This window comes from Parageobacillus thermoglucosidasius (genome assembly GCF_001295365.1).
Taxonomy (GTDB): domain Bacteria; phylum Bacillota; class Bacilli; order Bacillales; family Anoxybacillaceae; genus Parageobacillus; species Parageobacillus thermoglucosidasius.
In genome coordinates this window covers 460,001-477,612 of the sequence record NZ_CP012712.1, presented here as the reverse complement: position 1 = coordinate 477,612, position 17,612 = coordinate 460,001, and the positions used below count along the sequence as shown (strand labels likewise).

General features: G+C 44.0%; 28 protein-coding genes. 26 read left to right on the top strand and 2 right to left on the bottom strand.

What is annotated here, in order from left to right; translation table 11 throughout:
• Position 1 precedes the first annotated feature (1 nt).
• The 25 genes from AOT13_RS02350 (at position 2) to AOT13_RS02230 (ending at position 15,168) form a co-directional block, all read left to right on the top strand.
• Entirely contained in the window at positions 2-187 is a 186-nt protein-coding gene (locus tag AOT13_RS02350; protein ID WP_003247599.1) for a type Z 30S ribosomal protein S14, read from the top strand.
• Positions 188-219: 32 nt separating this feature from the next.
• On the top strand, positions 220-618 hold the full coding sequence (gene rpsH / locus AOT13_RS02345; RefSeq protein ID WP_003247601.1) for a 30S ribosomal protein S8: 399 nt from the start codon (positions 220-222) through the stop codon (positions 616-618).
• A 31-nt stretch (positions 619-649) separates the two neighbouring features.
• The gene (gene rplF, locus AOT13_RS02340; RefSeq protein ID WP_003247603.1) at positions 650-1,186 is read left to right on the top strand and encodes a 50S ribosomal protein L6; all 537 of its coding nucleotides are present in this window, start codon (positions 650-652) and stop codon (positions 1,184-1,186) included.
• 32 nt (positions 1,187-1,218) lie between these two features.
• Entirely contained in the window at positions 1,219-1,581 is a 363-nt protein-coding gene (gene rplR, locus AOT13_RS02335; protein ID WP_003247604.1) for a 50S ribosomal protein L18, read from the top strand.
• Between the two features lie 19 nt (positions 1,582-1,600).
• A complete protein-coding gene (gene rpsE, locus AOT13_RS02330) occupies positions 1,601-2,101 on the top strand; it encodes a 30S ribosomal protein S5 (protein WP_003247606.1) in 501 nt (166 codons plus the stop codon).
• Positions 2,102-2,114: 13 nt separating this feature from the next.
• Positions 2,115-2,303 carry a 50S ribosomal protein L30 gene (gene rpmD, locus AOT13_RS02325; protein WP_003247608.1) on the top strand — a complete coding sequence of 63 codons (189 nt, stop codon included), beginning with the start codon at positions 2,115-2,117 and terminating at the stop codon, positions 2,301-2,303.
• A 22-nt stretch (positions 2,304-2,325) separates the two neighbouring features.
• Positions 2,326-2,766, top strand: a complete 441-nt coding sequence (rplO, locus tag AOT13_RS02320) for a 50S ribosomal protein L15 (RefSeq protein ID WP_003247610.1) — start codon at positions 2,326-2,328, stop codon at positions 2,764-2,766.
• Positions 2,766-4,058 carry a preprotein translocase subunit SecY gene (secY, locus tag AOT13_RS02315; protein WP_003247612.1) on the top strand — a complete coding sequence of 431 codons (1,293 nt, stop codon included), beginning with the start codon at positions 2,766-2,768 and terminating at the stop codon, positions 4,056-4,058. Before rplO ends, secY begins: the two co-directional genes overlap by 1 nt.
• A gap of 52 nt (positions 4,059-4,110) precedes the next feature.
• Positions 4,111-4,761: an adenylate kinase gene (locus AOT13_RS02310; protein WP_042385673.1), complete on the top strand. Its 651-nt coding sequence runs from the start codon at positions 4,111-4,113 to the stop codon at positions 4,759-4,761.
• On the top strand, positions 4,761-5,507 hold the full coding sequence (map, locus tag AOT13_RS02305) for a type I methionyl aminopeptidase (protein WP_003247617.1): 747 nt from the start codon (positions 4,761-4,763) through the stop codon (positions 5,505-5,507). The genes AOT13_RS02310 and map overlap by 1 nt, the downstream gene beginning before the upstream one ends.
• Positions 5,508-5,605: 98 nt before the next feature.
• Complete coding sequence (gene infA / locus AOT13_RS02300; RefSeq protein ID WP_003247618.1) at positions 5,606-5,824, top strand: translation initiation factor IF-1; 219 nt, start codon at positions 5,606-5,608, stop codon at positions 5,822-5,824.
• A 34-nt stretch (positions 5,825-5,858) separates the two neighbouring features.
• The gene (gene rpmJ / locus AOT13_RS02295) at positions 5,859-5,972 is read left to right on the top strand and encodes a 50S ribosomal protein L36 (protein WP_003247619.1); all 114 of its coding nucleotides are present in this window, start codon (positions 5,859-5,861) and stop codon (positions 5,970-5,972) included.
• 23 nt (positions 5,973-5,995) lie between these two features.
• Positions 5,996-6,361 carry a 30S ribosomal protein S13 gene (rpsM, locus tag AOT13_RS02290; protein WP_003247620.1) on the top strand — a complete coding sequence of 122 codons (366 nt, stop codon included), beginning with the start codon at positions 5,996-5,998 and terminating at the stop codon, positions 6,359-6,361.
• A gap of 25 nt (positions 6,362-6,386) precedes the next feature.
• A complete protein-coding gene (gene rpsK / locus AOT13_RS02285; RefSeq protein WP_003247621.1) occupies positions 6,387-6,776 on the top strand; it encodes a 30S ribosomal protein S11 in 390 nt (129 codons plus the stop codon).
• A 169-nt stretch (positions 6,777-6,945) separates the two neighbouring features.
• Positions 6,946-7,890 (top strand): DNA-directed RNA polymerase subunit alpha, encoded by a 945-nt coding sequence (locus AOT13_RS02280; RefSeq protein ID WP_003247622.1) that lies wholly within the window; start codon positions 6,946-6,948, stop codon positions 7,888-7,890.
• 108 nt (positions 7,891-7,998) lie between these two features.
• On the top strand, positions 7,999-8,361 hold the full coding sequence (rplQ, locus tag AOT13_RS02275; RefSeq protein ID WP_003247623.1) for a 50S ribosomal protein L17: 363 nt from the start codon (positions 7,999-8,001) through the stop codon (positions 8,359-8,361).
• A gap of 125 nt (positions 8,362-8,486) precedes the next feature.
• Entirely contained in the window at positions 8,487-9,326 is an 840-nt protein-coding gene (locus AOT13_RS02270; RefSeq protein WP_003247624.1) for an energy-coupling factor ABC transporter ATP-binding protein, read from the top strand.
• Entirely contained in the window at positions 9,302-10,177 is an 876-nt protein-coding gene (locus AOT13_RS02265; protein ID WP_013399828.1) for an energy-coupling factor ABC transporter ATP-binding protein, read from the top strand. The genes AOT13_RS02270 and AOT13_RS02265 overlap by 25 nt, the downstream gene beginning before the upstream one ends.
• Positions 10,167-10,964, top strand: a complete 798-nt coding sequence (locus AOT13_RS02260) for an energy-coupling factor transporter transmembrane component T family protein (protein ID WP_035501670.1) — start codon at positions 10,167-10,169, stop codon at positions 10,962-10,964. Before AOT13_RS02265 ends, AOT13_RS02260 begins: the two co-directional genes overlap by 11 nt.
• A gap of 14 nt (positions 10,965-10,978) precedes the next feature.
• Positions 10,979-11,725, top strand: coding sequence for a tRNA pseudouridine(38-40) synthase TruA (gene truA / locus AOT13_RS02255; RefSeq protein ID WP_003247630.1), 747 nt, complete (start codon positions 10,979-10,981; stop codon positions 11,723-11,725).
• Positions 11,726-11,879: 154 nt separating this feature from the next.
• Positions 11,880-12,317 (top strand): 50S ribosomal protein L13, encoded by a 438-nt coding sequence (gene rplM / locus AOT13_RS02250; protein WP_003247632.1) that lies wholly within the window; start codon positions 11,880-11,882, stop codon positions 12,315-12,317.
• 22 nt (positions 12,318-12,339) lie between these two features.
• Complete coding sequence (rpsI, locus tag AOT13_RS02245) at positions 12,340-12,732, top strand: 30S ribosomal protein S9 (protein ID WP_003247633.1); 393 nt, start codon at positions 12,340-12,342, stop codon at positions 12,730-12,732.
• A 111-nt stretch (positions 12,733-12,843) separates the two neighbouring features.
• Positions 12,844-13,284 carry a YbaK family protein gene (locus AOT13_RS02240; protein ID WP_003247634.1) on the top strand — a complete coding sequence of 147 codons (441 nt, stop codon included), beginning with the start codon at positions 12,844-12,846 and terminating at the stop codon, positions 13,282-13,284.
• Between the two features lie 66 nt (positions 13,285-13,350).
• Positions 13,351-14,058 carry an N-acetylmuramoyl-L-alanine amidase CwlD gene (cwlD, locus tag AOT13_RS02235; RefSeq protein WP_003247635.1) on the top strand — a complete coding sequence of 236 codons (708 nt, stop codon included), beginning with the start codon at positions 13,351-13,353 and terminating at the stop codon, positions 14,056-14,058.
• A gap of 93 nt (positions 14,059-14,151) precedes the next feature.
• On the top strand, positions 14,152-15,168 hold the full coding sequence (locus tag AOT13_RS02230; RefSeq protein WP_003247636.1) for an Mrp/NBP35 family ATP-binding protein: 1,017 nt from the start codon (positions 14,152-14,154) through the stop codon (positions 15,166-15,168).
• Positions 15,169-15,223: 55 nt separating this feature from the next.
• On the opposite strand, the gene gerD is transcribed toward AOT13_RS02230, so the two are convergent.
• Complete coding sequence (gerD, locus tag AOT13_RS02225) at positions 15,224-15,820, bottom strand: spore germination lipoprotein GerD (protein ID WP_013399830.1); 597 nt, start codon at positions 15,818-15,820, stop codon at positions 15,224-15,226.
• A 156-nt stretch (positions 15,821-15,976) separates the two neighbouring features.
• Here gerD and AOT13_RS02220 point away from each other — a divergent pair, with 156 nt between their 5' ends.
• Positions 15,977-16,582 (top strand): KinB-signaling pathway activation protein, encoded by a 606-nt coding sequence (locus tag AOT13_RS02220; RefSeq protein WP_042385676.1) that lies wholly within the window; start codon positions 15,977-15,979, stop codon positions 16,580-16,582.
• A gap of 111 nt (positions 16,583-16,693) precedes the next feature.
• Here the strand turns inward: AOT13_RS02220 and pdaB are convergent, their stop codons facing one another.
• On the bottom strand, positions 16,694-17,455 hold the full coding sequence (pdaB, locus tag AOT13_RS02215) for a polysaccharide deacetylase family sporulation protein PdaB (protein WP_013876112.1): 762 nt from the start codon (positions 17,453-17,455) through the stop codon (positions 16,694-16,696).
• Between the last annotated feature and the right edge of the window lie 157 nt (positions 17,456-17,612).

The window sequence follows — 17,612 nt, the reverse complement described above, 5'->3', positions numbered from 1 at the left end:
CGTGGCTAAAAAATCGATGATCGCGAAACAAAAACGTACGCCAAAGTTTAAAGTAAGAGCGTACACCCGTTGCGAACGCTGCGGTCGTCCGCATTCGGTTTATCGCAAATTTAAACTTTGCCGTATTTGTTTCCGTGAATTAGCATATAAAGGTCAACTTCCAGGCATTAAAAAAGCAAGCTGGTAATCAACCCATGAGTTGGGAAGGAGGTAAAACATATGGTGATGACAGATCCAATTGCAGATATGCTAACTCGCATCCGCAATGCGAACATGGTGCGTCATGAGAAGCTAGAAGTGCCTGCTTCGAAAATTAAACGGGAAATTGCGGAAATTTTAAAACGCGAAGGTTTCATTCGTGATGTTGAATACATCGAAGATAATAAACAAGGCATTCTCCGTATTTTCTTAAAATACGGCCCAAACAATGAACGTGTAATCACTGGCTTAAAACGCATCAGCAAACCAGGCTTGCGCGTTTATGTCAAAGCACACGAAGTTCCTCGTGTATTGAACGGTTTAGGCATTGCGATCCTTTCTACGTCTCAAGGCATTTTAACCGATAAAGAAGCGCGTCAAAAAGGAACTGGCGGCGAAGTATTAGCTTATGTTTGGTAATTCATTTTGTTAAGAATGGAGGTGTTCGTGCATGTCACGTGTTGGTAAAAAGCCAATCGAAATTCCGTCCGGCGTAACGGTAACAGTGAACGGCAATACCGTTACAGTGAAAGGACCGAAAGGCGAATTAACTCGTACTTTTCATCCAGATATGACAATCAAAGTGGAAGATAACGTTATAACAGTTACTCGTCCAAGCGATGAAAAACATCATCGGGCGCTTCATGGCACGACTCGCAGCTTGCTTGCTAACATGGTAGAAGGCGTATCGAAAGGATACGAAAAAGCGCTTGAATTAGTCGGTGTCGGTTACCGTGCAGCGAAACAAGGGAAAAAGCTTGTGCTGAACGTCGGTTTTTCTCATCCAGTAGAAATTGAACCAGAAGAAGGATTAGACATTGAAGTTCCTTCGCAAACAAAAATCATTGTTAAAGGTGCGGATAAACAACGCGTTGGCGAACTTGCAGCGAATATTCGTGCCGTACGTCCACCTGAACCATATAAAGGCAAAGGAATTCGCTACGAAGGTGAAGTTGTGCGTCTTAAAGAAGGTAAAACTGGTAAATAATGCAGCTTAGCGAGATGAAAGGAGTGACATGAATGATCACAAAAGTTGACCGAAACGCAGTTCGTAAAAGAAGACATGCGCGCGTTCGCAAAAAAATATTCGGAACTGCTGAACGTCCACGCTTAAATGTGTTCCGTTCCAACAAACACATTTATGCGCAAATTATTGATGATATGAAAGCAGTAACGCTTGTCAGCGCTTCTACATTAGATAAAGAATTTGACTTAGCATCGACTGGAAATATCGAAGCAGCGAAAAAAGTCGGTGAACTAGTGGCAAAACGAGCTTTAGAAAAAGGCATTAAAAAAGTCGTGTTCGACCGCGGCGGCTATTTATATCATGGTCGTGTAAAGGCGCTTGCCGATGCTGCTCGTGAAGCTGGTTTAGAATTCTAATTATAAAGGAGGGACAACGATGCGTCGTATCGATCCTAATAAACTTGAGCTTGAAGAGCGCGTGGTATCTGTTAACCGTGTTGCGAAAGTAGTAAAAGGTGGACGTCGTTTACGCTTCTCTGCATTAGTCGTTGTCGGCGATAAAAATGGTCATGTCGGTTTTGGAACAGGAAAAGCACAAGAAGTTCCAGATGCAATTCGCAAAGCGATTGAAGATGCGAAGAAAAATTTAATTGAAGTGCCGATTGTCGGCACAACGATTCCTCACGAAGTGATCGGCCATTTTGGCGCAGGAAAAATCATTTTAAAACCTGCATCCGAAGGTACAGGGGTTATTGCTGGTGGTCCGGCGCGCGCTGTATTGGAATTGGCAGGCATCAGCGACATCCTTTCCAAATCGATTGGTTCGAACACGCCAATTAACATGGTGAGAGCTACGGTTGACGGGCTGAAACAATTAAAACGTGCAGAAGATGTAGCGAGATTGCGCGGTAAAACAGTTGAGGAACTGTTAGGATAAGGGGGGAAATACAATGGCAAAAAAATTGGCGATTACCCTCACTCGCAGCGTCATTGGCCGTCCGCAAGACCAACGGATTACGGTGAAAACGCTAGGTTTGCGCAAGTTGCACCAAACCGTTGTTCATCATGATAATCCTGCTATCCGCGGCATGATTAACAAAGTCGCTCATCTTGTGAAAGTGCAAGAAATCGAAGAATAATCATATAAGGAGGTGCTTCGTGATGAAACTTCATGAACTACAGCCAGCGCCAGGTTCCCGCAAAGAACGCACTCGCGTTGGTCGCGGTATCGGTTCTGGCAAAGGCAAAACGTCTGGCAGAGGTCAAAAAGGTCAAAATGCTCGTTCTGGTGGAGGTGTACGCCTCGGTTTTGAAGGTGGCCAAACGCCTTTGTTCCGTCGCCTTCCAAAACGCGGATTTACCAACATCAATCGTAAGGAGTATGCGATTGTTAACCTTGAAAAGTTAAACCGTTTTGAGGACGGAACGGAAGTAACACCTGAACTGCTGCTTGAAACAGGAGTTATCAGCAAACTAAAATCGGGTGTGAAAATTTTAGGTAAAGGCCAAATTGAGAAAAAGCTGACGGTAAAAGCCCATAAATTCTCTTCTTCGGCGAAAGAGGCAATTGAAGCTGCTGGCGGTAAAACTGAGGTGATTTAATGTTTCGGACAATCTCCAACTTTATGCGCGTCGGTGATATAAGAAAAAAAATTATCTTTACTCTTCTTATGCTTATTGTGTTTCGTATTGGAACATTTATCCCTGTGCCGAATGTAAACGCCGATGTGTTAAAAGTGCAAGATCAAATGAACGCTTTCGGCGTTCTGAACATATTTGGCGGCGGGGCGCTGCAAAACTTCTCGATTTTTGCGATGGGCGTCATGCCTTATATTACAGCATCCATCATCGTGCAGCTTTTGCAGATGGATGTTGTCCCTAAATTTACGGAATGGTCGAAGCAAGGCGAGGTTGGACGACGTAAATTAGCTCAGTTTACCCGCTATTTTACGGTCGTTTTAGGTTTTATACAGGCGCTCGGAATGTCATATGGCTTTAACAACCTAGCTTCAGGAATGCTCATAAAAAATCCAAGCATACCGACCTATTTATTAATTGCGACGGTGTTAACAGCCGGAACCGCATTTTTAATGTGGCTAGGTGAACTGATTACCGCCAAGGGTGTCGGAAACGGCATTTCGATCATTATTTTTGCCGGGATCGTTTCTGGTATCCCTACTGTGTTAAACCAAATTTACGCGCAGCAGTTTGAAAACGCCGGCGATGATTTGTTTTTGCGAATTGCTATGCTTCTGCTTCTTGCGGCAGCGGTGGTTGTCGTTATCGTTGGCGTGATTTACATTCAGCAAGCGTTCCGGAAAATTCCGATTCAATACGCAAAACGGCTTGAAGGACGCAGCCCGGTTGGCGGGCATTCCACTCACTTGCCGCTGAAAGTAAATCCGGCGGGAGTGATTCCGGTTATTTTTGCTGTGTCGTTTATTATTGCTCCACCGACAATTGCATCGTTTTTTGGTTCGAATGATGTAACATTGTGGATTCGGAATACGTTTGATTATACACAGCCAGTTGGCATGGTTATTTATGTCGTGCTCATTATTGCGTTTACGTATTTCTACGCTTTTGTTCAAGTCAATCCGGAACAAATGGCGGACAATTTGAAAAAACAAGGTGGCTACATCCCAGGAATACGTCCAGGAAAAAATACGCAAGAATATGTGACAAAAATTCTTTACCGGCTTACGTTTGTCGGTTCGTTATTTTTGGCAGCTGTTGCGATTCTTCCCGTGTTCTTTGTGAAATTCGCTAATTTGCCATCTTCTGCTCGAATCGGTGGAACAAGTTTGCTCATTGTTGTCGGTGTTGCGCTTGAGACAATGAAACAGCTTGAAAGTCAGCTTGTGAAACGTCATTACAAAGGATTTATTAAATAAAGGGGTTAGGTGCTATTGTCCCTTACCTCTGTAGAGCTGAGGGGGAGCGAGGATGAACTTAGTATTGATGGGATTGCCTGGCGCGGGAAAAGGCACTCAAGCGGAGAAAATCGTTGAAACATATGGGATTCCACATATTTCGACTGGTGATATGTTCCGCGCCGCTATTAAAGAAGGGACGCCGTTAGGTTTGCAAGCAAAAGAATATATGGATCGCGGCGATCTTGTTCCGGATGAAGTGACGATCGGTATCGTCCGCGAACGTTTAAGTAAAGATGACTGCCAGAAAGGATTTTTGCTCGACGGGTTTCCGCGGACGGTTGCCCAAGCGGAAGCGCTGGAAAACATTCTTGCTGAATTAACCCGTTCGATCGACTATGTCATTCATATTCAAGTCGACAAAGACATTTTAATGGAACGCCTGACGGGAAGACGAATTTGCAAAAACTGCGGCGCGACGTATCATCTCGTGTTTAATCCGCCAGCAAACTCTGGTGTTTGCGACAAATGCGGCGGTGAGCTGTACCAGCGTGCGGATGACAATGAGGAAACGGTGGCCAATCGCTTGGAAGTGAACGTAAAACAAATGCAGCCATTGCTTGAGTTTTACGAAAAGAAAGGGTATTTGCGCCACATTGACGGACAGCAGGACATTGAAAAGGTATTTGCGGACATTCGCGAACTTCTTGGAGGCTTACAATAATGATTATTTGCAAAACTCCGCGTGAAATTGAAATCATGCGCGAGGCAGGAAAAATCGTTGCTTTAACTCGCCAAGAGTTAGAAAAACATATTCGTCCGGGAATTACGACAAAAGAATTGGATCAGATCGCCGAAGCCGTCATCCGGAAACATGGCGCCATTCCTTCGTTTAAAGGATATAACGGATTCCCAGGAAGCATCTGCACTTCGGTGAACGAAGAGCTTGTCCACGGGATTCCCGGCGACCGGGTGTTAAAGGAAGGCGATATTATTAGCATTGATGTCGGCGCCCAATATAACGGCTATCACGCCGACTCCGCATGGACGTATCCTGTTGGGGAGATTGCGGAAGAAACGAAAAAACTGCTTGAAGTAACGGAAAAATCTTTATATATAGGATTAGAAGAAGCAAAACCAGGTGCCCGTTTGACCAATATTTCTCATGCGATACAAACATATGTGGAATCCCATCATTTTTCGATTGTTCGTGAGTATGTCGGACACGGAATTGGTCAAAACTTACATGAAGACCCGCAAGTACCGCATTATGGCCCGCCAAATAAAGGGCCGCGTTTGAAACCGGGAATGACGCTGTGCGTTGAACCGATGGTCAATGCGGGAAGCCGTTATGTGAAAACACTTGCTGATAACTGGACAGTTGTTACAGTAGACGGGAAAATGTGCGCACATTTTGAGCATACGATCGCTATTACAGAAAACGGCTATGAAATTTTAACCACCCTCTAATATAATCGTGATGAATACTGGTCGTGTAACCATTGGAAAATGTCACATGCGCTGTATTGTTGTCCATGTTACTCATTCGAAGGAGGGAGAGCCGCTCGATGGCTAAAGACGATGTAATTGAAGTGGAAGGCACCGTTGTCGAAACATTGCCAAACGCTATGTTCCGTGTCGAATTAGAAAACGGCCATACGGTATTGGCACATGTTTCTGGTAAAATTCGCATGCATTTCATTCGGATTTTACCTGGAGACAAAGTTACGGTAGAATTATCTCCGTACGATTTAACTCGCGGTCGAATCACGTATCGCTATAAATAAACGAATACTCCGCATTCACAAGGAGGTAAAAGGCATGAAAGTAAGACCATCTGTAAAACCAATATGCGAAAAATGTAAAGTTATTCGCAGACGCGGCAAAGTTATGGTAATTTGCGAAAATCCAAAACATAAACAAAGACAAGGGTAATCTTCAAGGAGGTGTATAGTAATATGGCACGTATTGCAGGTGTGGATATTCCTCGTGACAAACGTGTAGTCATTTCGCTAACATATATCTATGGAATTGGAAAATCTACTGCAAAGAAAATCTTAGCGGAGGCTGGCGTTTCCGAAGATACTCGCGTTCGTGATTTGACGGAAGAAGAGCTTGGAAGAATTCGCGAGATCGTCAGCCGCTTGAAAGTGGAAGGAGATCTTCGCCGCGAAGTATCACTGAATATTAAACGCTTAATCGAAATAGGATGCTACCGTGGTCTTCGCCATCGTCGCGGCTTGCCAGTTCGCGGTCAAAATACGAAAAACAATGCTCGTACACGCAAAGGCCCACGCCGTACAGTAGCGAACAAGAAAAAATAATTAAGCAAAGGAGGTAATTCCACGAATGGCACGTAAAACAAATACACGCAAACGCCGTGTAAGAAAAAATATTGAGACTGGTATCGCGCATATCCGTTCCACATTCAACAATACGATCGTAACGATTACCGACGTTCATGGTAACACGATTGCTTGGTCCAGCGCTGGAGCATTAGGTTTTAAAGGCTCTCGTAAATCGACGCCATTTGCAGCACAAATGGCAGCAGAAGCGGCCGCAAAAGCGTCTATGGAACATGGAATGAAAACGGTAGAGGTGAACGTGAAAGGCCCTGGTGCTGGTCGTGAGGCAGCGATTCGCGCGTTGCAAGCAGCTGGGTTGGAAATAACAGCAATTAAAGACGTAACTCCTATCCCGCATAATGGATGCCGTCCGCCAAAACGTCGTCGTGTGTAATACCCTGTATTAGAATTTGTGTCCTTGTCAATAATGGAATATGATATAAGTTACAGGGAAACATGGTGTAGCCATTCGCACATTTGGGAACTTATTCATGGGGGAATTTCGATTAGGCGTGTATCGTTTGGTCGGGGTTTCGACGTTTTGAAGGAGGGTATAATAACTAATGATTGAAATTGAAAAACCGAGAATTGAAACGGTTGAAATCAGCGAAGATGCCAAATATGGCAAATTCGTCGTCGAACCGCTTGAGCGTGGATATGGAACAACTTTGGGTAACTCCTTGCGTCGTATCCTATTATCTTCACTCCCTGGCGCTGCTGTGACATCGGTGCAAATAGATGGCGTGCTGCATGAGTTCTCAACAATTGATGGCGTCGTGGAAGATGTGACAGCGATCATTTTAAATATAAAAAAATTAGCATTGAAAATTTATTCGGACGAAGAAAAAACGCTGGAAATTGATGCACAGGGCGAAGGGGTTGTCACAGCTGCCGATATTACTCACGACAGCGATGTGGAAATTTTAAACCCAGACCTTCATATTGCTACGTTAGCAGAAGGCGGCCGCTTACGCATGAGAATGACGGCAAAACGAGGGCGTGGGTATGTTCCAGCTGAGGCCAACAAACGAGAAGATCAGCCAATAGGCGTTATCCCTATCGATTCGATTTACACACCTGTTTCACGCGTTGCCTATCAAGTGGAAAATACGCGTGTCGGTCAAGTGACGGACTATGATAAGTTAACGATAGATGTGTGGACAGATGGGAGCATTGGACCGAAAGAAGCGATTGCTCTCGGCGCAAAAATTTTAACGGAACACTTGAATATTTTCGTCAGCCTGACAGATGAAGCGCAAAATGCAGAAATCATGGTAGAAAAAGAGGAAGATCAAAAAGAAAAAGTGCTGGAAATGACGATCGAAGAACTTGATCTTTCTGTCCGTTCCTACAACTGTTTGAAACGCGCTGGCATTAACACCGTTCAGGAGCTTACGCAAAAAACGGAAGAAGATATGATGAAAGTGCGTAACCTCGGTCGCAAATCTCTCGAAGAAGTGAAAGCAAAACTTGCGGAACTCGGTCTCAGTTTGCGCAAAGATGACTAGTTAACGTTTGTTTAACTAGTATTTTCATGTTACTAGGACACATGAACGTTGCTGACTTTTATAGAAATAGAATATGCAGTAAAAATGGTAAAAAGGAGGGACACTTTCATGTCATATAGAAAATTAGGACGTACAAGCGCTCAGCGCAAGGCATTGCTTCGTGATTTAGCAACTGATTTAATCATTAATGAGCGTATTGAAACAACAGAGGCTCGTGCGAAAGAATTGCGTTCTGTTGTCGAAAAAATGATTACGCTTGGCAAACGCGGTGATTTGCATGCACGCCGCCAAGCTGCTGCATTTATCCGCAAAGAAGTAGCCAATAACGAAACAGGTCAAGACGCGCTGCAAAAGCTATTTAGCGATATTGCACCGCGTTATCAAGACCGCCAAGGCGGCTACACTCGCATTATGAAACTTGGCCCTCGTCGCGGCGATGGGGCACCAATGGTGATTATCGAATTAGTGTAAAACGATTCGGTTGACTAACAAGGGCGAGACAGTTTGTTTTGAACTGGATCTATGCCCTTTTTTTATTTTCCCTTTTTGTAGTAGAGTAGAGATGAGAATGTTTTAGAGGCAAGGGGAAGAAAAGGATGGAAGATACCATTTTATCAGTAGAAAAACTATATTTCCGTTATCCCAATCAATCGGATTATGCGGTGCAAAACGTTACTTTTCAAGTGAAGCGCGGGGAATGGCTGGCGATTGTCGGGCACAATGGGTCGGGAAAATCAACGATTGCGAAGTTATTGATCGGATTGCTAAAGCCGGAAAGCGGTGTGATTAAACTGTTTCACCATGTGCTCGATGAACAGACGGTCTGGGAAATCCGCCGCCGCATTGGCATGGTGTTTCAAAATCCCGATAACCAGTTTGTCGGAACGACGGTGGAAGATGACGTCGCTTTTGCTCTCGAAAACAATGGAATTCCCCGCGATGAAATGGTAAAAAGAGTGCATGAAGCGATTCGCCAAGTGCAGATGGAAGAGTTTTTGCATCATGAACCGCATCACCTTTCCGGCGGCCAAAAGCAGCGCGTCGCGATCGCGGGCATCCTCGCATTGCGGCCTGATCTCATCATTTTAGATGAGGCAACCTCGATGCTTGATCCGAAAGGAAGGCAGGAAGTATTAGATACGGTTCGCAATTTAAACAAAAAACAACGCATCACCGTGCTATCCATCACCCATGATTTAGAGGAAGTTGCCAAAGCCGACCGCGTTATTGTCATGAATAAAGGGGAGATGATGGCAGAAGGAACGCCGAAACAAATTTTTGCGCTTGGAACAAAACTAGAACGAATTGGTTTAGATTTGCCGTTTGCGGTAAAAGTAAGAGAACGGCTAAAGCAGCGCGGCATCCCGTTATCTTCAAGCTACTTCACGATAGAGGAGTTGGTGGAAGAATTATGGACATTATATTTGAAAAGGTAGAACATGTATATAATGCCAACTCACCGTTTGCCCGCCGAGCGTTATATGACGTGGACATCATGATTGAAAGCGGTTCTTACGTGGCGGTTATTGGGCATACTGGCTCAGGAAAATCAACGTTGCTCCAGCATTTAAACGGGCTGCTCCAGCCGACAAGCGGAATCGTGAAAGTAGGAAATCAAACGATCACAAACAAAAAGCGGCAACGGAACTTAAAGCCGCTTCGCAAAAAAGTTGGCATTGTCTTTCAATTTCCGGAACACCAACTATTTGAGGAAACGGTGGAGAAAGATATATGTTTCGGGCCAATGAATTTCGGCATCCCCGAAGAAGAAGCAAAAAAGAAGGCAAGGGAGCTGATTAAGCTAGTCGGGCTTCCGGAAGACGTGTTAGCCAAGTCTCCGTTTGATTTAAGCGGCGGGCAAATGCGCCGTGTTGCCATTGCCGGAGTGCTTGCGATGGAACCTGATGTGATTGTGCTGGACGAGCCGACGGCTGGCTTAGATCCGCGCGGGCGCAAAGAAATTATGGAAATGTTTTACCGCCTTCATCAAGAAAAACGGCTGACGACGGTGTTAGTGACCCATAGCATGGAAGACGCTGCCGCGTATGCAGATTATATGATCGTCATGCATAAAGGGACCGTATGGAAAACGGGAACGCCGCAGCAAATTTTCCAAGATAGCGATGCTTTAGCGGAAATTGGTCTCCATGTACCGGAGACAGTGCGGCTGAAACAAGAATTGGAAAAAAAATTAGGGATTGCCGTGCCGTCTCCGTGTCTGACGATCGAAGAGACTGTAGACGCTATTCAAAAATTGTTTTCCAAGGTGAGCGCCCATGATGAATAGCATGATTATCGGCAAATATGTACCCGGCGATTCCGTCATTCACCGCATGGACCCGCGCGCGAAGCTGCTCGTCATCTTTTTATACGTATTTATCGTTTTTTTGGCAAATAATAGCATCACGTATGCCGTTTTATCGATATTTACATTTAGTCTAGTAGCGTTATCGCGCATCCCGTTTTCCTTTGTGCTAAAAGGCTTGAAACCGATCATATGGATTGTCGCGATTACTTTCTTATTGCATATTTTCATGACGAAAGAAGGGGATGTGCTGTACCAGATCGGCTCATTTTCCATTTACGAAAGCGGCGTCAAACAAGGGATTTTTATTTCCCTGCGCTTTCTTCTGCTCATTATGATTACGACATTGTTAACATTGACAACGACGCCGATCGAAGTAACAGATGGTGTGGAAAGTTTGCTTGGACCGCTGAAAAAAGTTCACGTTCCCGTTCATGAGCTGGCGTTAATGATGTCTATTTCCCTTCGTTTTATTCCGACGTTAATGGAAGAGACGGAAAAAATTATAAAGGCGCAAACCGCTCGCGGCGTGGACTTTACAGGCGGGCCGTTTTCCGAGAGGATCAAGGCGATCGTCTCCTTGCTCGTTCCGTTGTTTATCAGTTCGTTTAAACGTGCCGAAGAATTGGCGATAGCGATGGAAGCACGCGGCTACCGCGGCGGCGAAGGACGAACGAAATTTCGCCAGCTTGTGTGGAAATGGACGGATACCGCGTTTTTAGCAGCGGTATTAGTTTTAGCGGTTGTTTTATTTATACTGCGTTCATAACAGGGAGGGGGAAAATGAGCAAACGGATAAAATGCACGCTTTCTTATGACGGCACACATTTTTTCGGTTACCAAATCCAGCCAGGCAAGCGAACGGTGCAAGGCGAGCTGGAACAAGCGCTGGAACAAATCCATAAAGGGAAGGCAATTCGCGTCACCGCTTCGGGAAGGACGGATGCGGGCGTTCATGCATACGGTCAGGTAATTCATTTTGATACGTTTTTATCACTTTCTCCGGAGCAATGGAAAAAAGCGTTAAACGCCTTGCTGCCTGACGATATCGTCATTAAAGATGCACAAGAAGCTGCCCCTTCATTTCATGCTCGTTTTAGCGCCACGGCGAAAGAATACCGCTATAAAGTGCGAATTGCCCAAGAACGTGACGTATTTTTGCGTCATTATTGCTATCATTACCCTTACCCGCTTGATATGGAAGCAATGGGGCGGGCATTGCGACTAATAGAGGGGACGCATGATTTTACGAGCTTTTGTTCGGCAAAGACGGATGTCGATGATCGTGTACGGACGATTTATAAAGCGGATATGACGGTGCGTGATGATTTGCTGGAATTTCGCTTTATTGGCAATGGGTTTTTATACAATATGGTGCGGATTATCGTCGGAACGATTTTGGAAGTCGGACAAGGAAAACGGAGCGTCGATAGCATTTCAAGCGCTTTGGCGGCAAAAGACCGCCGGTTTGCCGGGAAAACGGCTCCGCCTCAAGGATTGTATTTGTGGAAAGTATATTATGACAACTAATCCTGGTGTAACATTTTCTTGACATTGGTATATTAAAGAGATATTATATCATATGGTATGTATTTTTCCACGATTAGCCCCGGAAAATAATCGTGTTGAGATAAATGGATAAATATGTCATTTGTTTTATTTTTTATTTATAGGAGGGACATTTATGCGCACAACTTACATGGCAAAGCCGAATGAAGTAGAACGTAAATGGTATGTTGTCGACGCTGCAGGCAAAACGTTAGGACGCCTTGCAAGCGAAGTAGCAGCCATTTTGCGCGGCAAACATAAACCAACATTCACGCCACATGTGGATTGCGGCGATCATGTCATCATTATCAATGCGGAAAAAATCGAACTGACCGGAAAAAAACTGACAAAGAAATTATATTACCGTCATAGCTTGCATCCAGGCGGATTAAAAGTGAGAACAGCATTAGAAATGCGCACAAATTATCCGGAACAAATGCTGGAAAGAGCGGTACGCGGAATGCTTCCAAAAGGTCGCTTAGGCCGCCAAATGTTTAAAAAATTGCACGTTTACCGCGGAAGCGAACATCCACATCAAGCACAAAAGCCTGAAGTTTATGAACTTCGCGGATAATCGTTAAAAGGAGGGTATTATTTTGGCACAAGTACAATACTATGGCACAGGTCGTCGTAAAACCTCTGTCGCGCGTGTACGTCTAGTTCCTGGTGACGGACGCATTGTGATTAACGATCGCGACATTCGTGATTATATTCCGTCAGAAGCATTGATCGAGATTGTAAAACAACCGCTAGTGTTAACGGAAACGTTGGGAAATTATGATGTATTAGTGAACGTTAAAGGCGGCGGATTCTCCGGTCAAGCAGGCGCGATTCGCCACGGAATCGCTCGCGCGTTATTGCAAGTAGATCCAGATTATCGCCCAATATTAAAACGCGCAGGCTTATTAACGCGCGATGCTCGTGTGAAAGAACGCAAAAAATACGGTCTCAAAGGTGCTCGTCGCGCGCCACAATTCTCGAAACGTTAATGCTATTTTTCCACAAATCCCAGCCGATATCGGTTGGGATTTTTTTCTTTTTCTTTCACGCATGTTTAGGATGAATCGTTAAAAACTACATCCTAAGGAGCGTGAAAGAACATGAATGTCATTACTTCATTTAAAAAAAAGAAACAGGAAAAACAAATGTTATATGAACGAAAAATGTTGCGTGAGTTGTCTCTCGAAAGGCTGAAAACGCAGGCAATAGAGCATTTTAGTCCGCTTTATCGCATATACCGCGCATTCTCCTCCGTCATTGAAGAAGGATGCATTGATATCGCGATCGAAGCATATTTGCTTGGGGCCAACTACAGCCGGTTTGGTTATTACGGAGAACCAGCGGAATTTGTTAAGCGGCGATGCGCCCAAGAAGAGAAATATTTGATTGATGCATTATTTGATTTTCTTTGCTTTTGGGGAAACATCGGCGACGGATTGGCGGATGAGTCGCTTTATTTGGCGTGTGAACACTATATTGCTTATTGGTGGATGGAAGGATTTGAAAAAGGAAAAAAGCGCCGCCGTCTTAAACTTCATTGAAAAAGTTCTATTTTTGCCTCTTGTCCCATATAAGATAAAAGAAGGGGAAACGCAGGAGGAGAAGCAATGAAAACAAAATGGTTGGCCGCTCTCATGAGTTCCATAATTGTTATTGTTCTTTTCCAATATATCTTTGCGAATACGACTTCAACCAAATCATGGAATCTTCCGCTCTCAGGAAGGATTATCGTTTTAGACCCTGGCCATGGCGGACCGGACGGAGGAGCAGTCGGCGGTGACGTTGTTGAAGAAGAAGTGGCGCTGAAAGTAGCGGAGAAATTGCGTGACTATTTGCAGCAGCAAGGTGCGCTCGTGTTGATGACAAGGGAGATGGATAGCGACCTTGCTGATAAAGACACGCGTGGTTACAGACGGCGAAAAGTAGAGGATTTGCGAAAGCGCGTCGCGTTGATTAATGAATCGGAGGCGGATTTATTTATTAGCATCCATCTTAATGCCATTCCTTCTCCGCGTTGGCGTGGAGCGCAAACATTTTATTACGGTTCGCTGTTAGAAAATGAGCGTCTTGCGAAGTTTATTCAAGCGGAACTGCGGCGCAATTTGGAAAATACGGATCGTGTTGCAAAACGGATTGATACGGTTTATTTGCTGAAGTATGCGAAAAAGCCAGGTGCGCTTGTCGAAGTTGGTTTTCTGTCTCATCCGGAAGAAAGGGAGCTGCTGGCTTCCGATCGTTATCAAACAAAGCTGGCTGCAGCGGTATACAAAGGCGTCTTGCGGTATTTTTCCAATGAAAAAAATCCTCCCGAATAGAGGATTTCCTTTTTTTTACATAATAGATGTGCAATAGCTATATGTGGTATAGTAAAAATATCAAACGCAATACATAAGGATTGGTGATGATTGATGCTAACCGAAAGCGATGTTAAAGGATTGCTGGAAAATATTAAAGATCCGTTTTTAAACAAAACGTTCAAAGAAACGAACGCGATTCAAGAAATTAAAATCAAGGAAGACAAAAAGCACGTTAGCGTCAAAATCGCATTAGCAAAGACAGGGACAGCCGATCAGCTTCGCGTGCAAACAACGATTGTTCAGCTGTTGAAAGATGCCGGTGCCGCTTCAGTCGGCTTGCGATTTGCCCAGCTTCCTGAAGAAGTAGTCGCAAAATATCAAGGGGAGAAGGCAAAAACGACGTACATTGCGATTGCCAGCGGAAAAGGCGGCGTTGGAAAATCGACGATTTCCGTGAATCTTGCCATTTCTCTCGCCCGGCTTGGAAAAAAAGTAGGACTGGTTGATGCCGATATTTATGGATTTAGTGTTCCTGATATGATGGGCATTGTCGAACGGCCAACCGTGCGCGGGGACAAAATTATTCCGGTTGAGCGCTTTGGTGTTAAAGTCATTTCCATGGGCTTTTTCGTCGAAGATAATGCCCCTGTTATTTGGCGCGGTCCAATGTTGGGGAAAATGTTAAACAACTTTTTCAAAGAAGTCGAATGGGGCGACTTAGATTACTTATTATTAGATTTGCCTCCGGGAACAGGTGACGTTGCGCTGGATGTGCACACGATGCTGCCGTCGTGCAAAGAAATCATTGTCACTACCCCGCATCCGACAGCAGCGTTTGTCGCGGCTCGCGCAGGGGCGATGGCGCTTCGCACGGAGCATGAAATCATTGGCGTCATTGAGAATATGTCGTATTTTGAGAGCAAAAAAACAGGAGAAAGAGAATACGTTTTCGGGAAAGGCGGCGGCGAAAAGCTTGCTAAAGAATTGCAAACAGAGCTTTTAGGGCAGTTGCCGCTTCAGCAGCCGGATTGGAATGATAGCGATTTCGCTCCTTCGGTTTATGCGGAAGATCATCCGATTGGCAAAATATATATGGACATTGCGCGGAAAATTGTGGAGAAGTGCTAAGAAAGAAGGAGCACATCTCGCATGAGGTGGCTCCTTGATTGCTTTTTTGTTTCTCTTACTGATTGCTGTTTGTTTCATCTTGATCTTCATTTTGCTTTTTTGTCTCTTGTTGTATGTTTTCAGCCGATTTGACCAATATGTCTTGAATTTTTGCTTGAAACAAAGGACTGTTCAGCGTTTCTGTGATGACTTGTTGAAGGTGTTGGCGGAATTGTTTGCTTTTTAACACATCCGTCATTGCTTTTTCCATTTCTGGATTTTTTAAAATATCTATCATCATCCCTTGATATTCAGGGTCTTTCATTAATGCTTTGATCGTTTTTTCTTGCTCCGTTTTCAAACTTTTGGCAAAGCTTTCAGCAAACTTTGGATCTTGCATCGCTTTTTCCCAAAATTTTATGCCTTTTTCTGATGTCAGCACTTGTTGGAGTGTTTCTTTGACAACAGCTTGCTCGATGACTAATTGCTGTTTCACCTTTTCATCCGCCATAATTTCCTGAATCGCCTTTTTCCCCTCATCCGTTTTTAAAATATCGACGACCATTTTTTTCGTTTGGTCATAATCTGGGGGAGGCGGGCTAATATCTTGGGGGGCGCAAGAGCCAAGGATAAGGAAATAACTAAATAAGAGGAGCAATGTGCTTTTTTTCATATGTGAATAAGCTCCTTTCTGCAAAAATCCCTTACCCTTAATATGAATTTCCGTCAAAAAAATATGCATTCCCTGTATTCCAAGCTGGCTTTTTTTCAAAGCGGTTGGTAAAATTTTAAGCGAATCATTTTGAAAAAAACGATGGAGGATGGAGCTGTGAACAGCCGGAAATGGGTGCGTTTATTTTTAACAACATTGGCGATTGGCGGTATAACGACAGCAGTGATCGGCGTTATACTTAACTGGGGGGAATATGAGAAGCTGTTTTTGCGAATGGACGTATTGGAATTCGCGGCGGTGTTAATGTGGCACATCGGTGTCGGATTTATTTTTAGCATCATAAGTCAAATGGGGTTTTTCGCTTATTTAACTATTCATCGCTTTGGGCTTGGAGTATTCCGCTCTGCCTCTCTTTGGAATTCAGTGCAGATTGTGTTGATTTTGTTTGTGCTTTTCGATTTAGTGTATTTCCGCTATCAAGTGTTTGCAGCGAAAGGAGAGTCTGTTGTTGGCTACATACTAATCGCTTTATTTATTTTGGTTGCTGGGCTTGTTGTTGCTTATGTTAAAAGCGCCCAAACGAATAGAGGAGCGTTTATACCGGCGCTGTTTTTTATGGTTGTCGTAACGGTGATCGAATGGTTTCCGGCATTGCGCATTAACGATAAAGATTGGCTTTATTTAATGTTATTTCCATTATTAATTTGCAACGCTTATCAGCTTCTTATACTGCATAAACTAACTGGTGTTGCAAAGTCATAATCGGGAGGATGCACCTCCCGTTCTTTTTTTGCTGAAAAGATAAAGGCAGCACGTTTTCTTAGCAGCAATTTGGGATTCCCTCGTTGTCTGCGCGCTGAAAATCGGTTTGTCTTAGTTTATTTCTTGGCTGTTTGCCTCCCCGTTAGCGATCAGTTGCGAAACGCTGACATTGCGGTAACCGCTTTTTTTCATTGCTTCGATGATTTTGGGAAGTGCTTTTGCTGTTTGGTTGGCGGAATCTGACGCGTGGAGCAAAACGATATCTCCTGCTTCCATGTCGTTAACGACATTTTCAACGATCTTCTTAACTCCAGGGTTAAGCCAATCTTTTGAATCGACACTCCAATGAACGACGGTATAACCGAGTGAATCGGCAATTTTTAATACATTTTTGTTGAAGTTGCCGCTTGGAGGCCGCAGTAATGTGATTTCTTTTATTCCAAGTGTGTCAAATATTTTCTTGGCTTGCATAAGATCTTGACGTATTTTTGCGCTTTCCAGCTCTGTATAATTGACGAAGTTATACCCCATGCTGCCAATTTCATGGCCGTCTTCTTTAATTCGTTTAACGATATTCGGATGACGTTCAGCCCAAGAAGCGGATAAAAAAAATGTCGCGTTTTTTATGCCGTTTTGTTTTAATACATCAAGAATATGTAAAGCGTTTTGATCTCCCCAGCTGATGTCAAAAGTTAACGATATCTCTTCTTTGCTTTTTTTCACTTTATAAATTGCTTTTGGACCAGTGGAAAGAGAAAGTGCGGGGTTATCCATTCCTTGGGCATATAAAATAATTGCCGTAAAAAATGCCGATAAAACGACAATAAGCGTGTTTTTTAATGATCGTCCATTTAATGCATAGAAAAAATTCACGATGTTCCCTCCTTTGTCCGCGAGCTTTTCTGTGATCATCTTATGCTTGTCAAGCAGGATGTTATGAAACATATTTTGTGGTTTTGCTTTTCGGTGATGGCCAAAATGCTGAAGGAGTTCCGGAAACGTTGTAAAAAGAAAGGGGTAAAAGCAATTC

What these genes read in the sequence shown, in the direction of transcription:
- rpmD (WP_003247608.1), top strand. Translation starts at nt 2,115, where the DNA reads ATGGCAAAAAAATTGGCGATTACCCTCACTCGCAGCGTCATTGGCCGT.
- AOT13_RS02260 (WP_035501670.1), top strand. Translation starts at nt 10,167, where the DNA reads ATGATGAATAGCATGATTATCGGCAAATATGTACCCGGCGATTCCGTC.
- rplQ (WP_003247623.1), top strand. Translation starts at nt 7,999, where the DNA reads ATGTCATATAGAAAATTAGGACGTACAAGCGCTCAGCGCAAGGCATTG.
- gerD (WP_013399830.1), bottom strand. Translation starts at nt 15,820, where the DNA reads ATGAAAAAAAGCACATTGCTCCTCTTATTTAGTTATTTCCTTATCCTT.
- secY (WP_003247612.1), top strand. Translation starts at nt 2,766, where the DNA reads ATGTTTCGGACAATCTCCAACTTTATGCGCGTCGGTGATATAAGAAAA.
- AOT13_RS02230 (WP_003247636.1), top strand. Translation starts at nt 14,152, where the DNA reads ATGCTAACCGAAAGCGATGTTAAAGGATTGCTGGAAAATATTAAAGAT.
- AOT13_RS02265 (WP_013399828.1), top strand. Translation starts at nt 9,302, where the DNA reads ATGGACATTATATTTGAAAAGGTAGAACATGTATATAATGCCAACTCA.
- AOT13_RS02240 (WP_003247634.1), top strand. Translation starts at nt 12,844, where the DNA reads ATGAATGTCATTACTTCATTTAAAAAAAAGAAACAGGAAAAACAAATG.
- AOT13_RS02280 (WP_003247622.1), top strand. Translation starts at nt 6,946, where the DNA reads ATGATTGAAATTGAAAAACCGAGAATTGAAACGGTTGAAATCAGCGAA.
- truA (WP_003247630.1), top strand. Translation starts at nt 10,979, where the DNA reads ATGAGCAAACGGATAAAATGCACGCTTTCTTATGACGGCACACATTTT.
- rplF (WP_003247603.1), top strand. Translation starts at nt 650, where the DNA reads ATGTCACGTGTTGGTAAAAAGCCAATCGAAATTCCGTCCGGCGTAACG.
- rpsH (WP_003247601.1), top strand. Translation starts at nt 220, where the DNA reads ATGGTGATGACAGATCCAATTGCAGATATGCTAACTCGCATCCGCAAT.
- cwlD (WP_003247635.1), top strand. Translation starts at nt 13,351, where the DNA reads ATGAAAACAAAATGGTTGGCCGCTCTCATGAGTTCCATAATTGTTATT.
- AOT13_RS02310 (WP_042385673.1), top strand. Translation starts at nt 4,111, where the DNA reads ATGAACTTAGTATTGATGGGATTGCCTGGCGCGGGAAAAGGCACTCAA.
- rplM (WP_003247632.1), top strand. Translation starts at nt 11,880, where the DNA reads ATGCGCACAACTTACATGGCAAAGCCGAATGAAGTAGAACGTAAATGG.
- rpsM (WP_003247620.1), top strand. Translation starts at nt 5,996, where the DNA reads ATGGCACGTATTGCAGGTGTGGATATTCCTCGTGACAAACGTGTAGTC.
- AOT13_RS02270 (WP_003247624.1), top strand. Translation starts at nt 8,487, where the DNA reads ATGGAAGATACCATTTTATCAGTAGAAAAACTATATTTCCGTTATCCC.
- rpsE (WP_003247606.1), top strand. Translation starts at nt 1,601, where the DNA reads ATGCGTCGTATCGATCCTAATAAACTTGAGCTTGAAGAGCGCGTGGTA.
- map (WP_003247617.1), top strand. Translation starts at nt 4,761, where the DNA reads ATGATTATTTGCAAAACTCCGCGTGAAATTGAAATCATGCGCGAGGCA.
- rpmJ (WP_003247619.1), top strand. Translation starts at nt 5,859, where the DNA reads ATGAAAGTAAGACCATCTGTAAAACCAATATGCGAAAAATGTAAAGTT.
- rplR (WP_003247604.1), top strand. Translation starts at nt 1,219, where the DNA reads ATGATCACAAAAGTTGACCGAAACGCAGTTCGTAAAAGAAGACATGCG.
- rpsK (WP_003247621.1), top strand. Translation starts at nt 6,387, where the DNA reads ATGGCACGTAAAACAAATACACGCAAACGCCGTGTAAGAAAAAATATT.
- rplO (WP_003247610.1), top strand. Translation starts at nt 2,326, where the DNA reads ATGAAACTTCATGAACTACAGCCAGCGCCAGGTTCCCGCAAAGAACGC.
- infA (WP_003247618.1), top strand. Translation starts at nt 5,606, where the DNA reads ATGGCTAAAGACGATGTAATTGAAGTGGAAGGCACCGTTGTCGAAACA.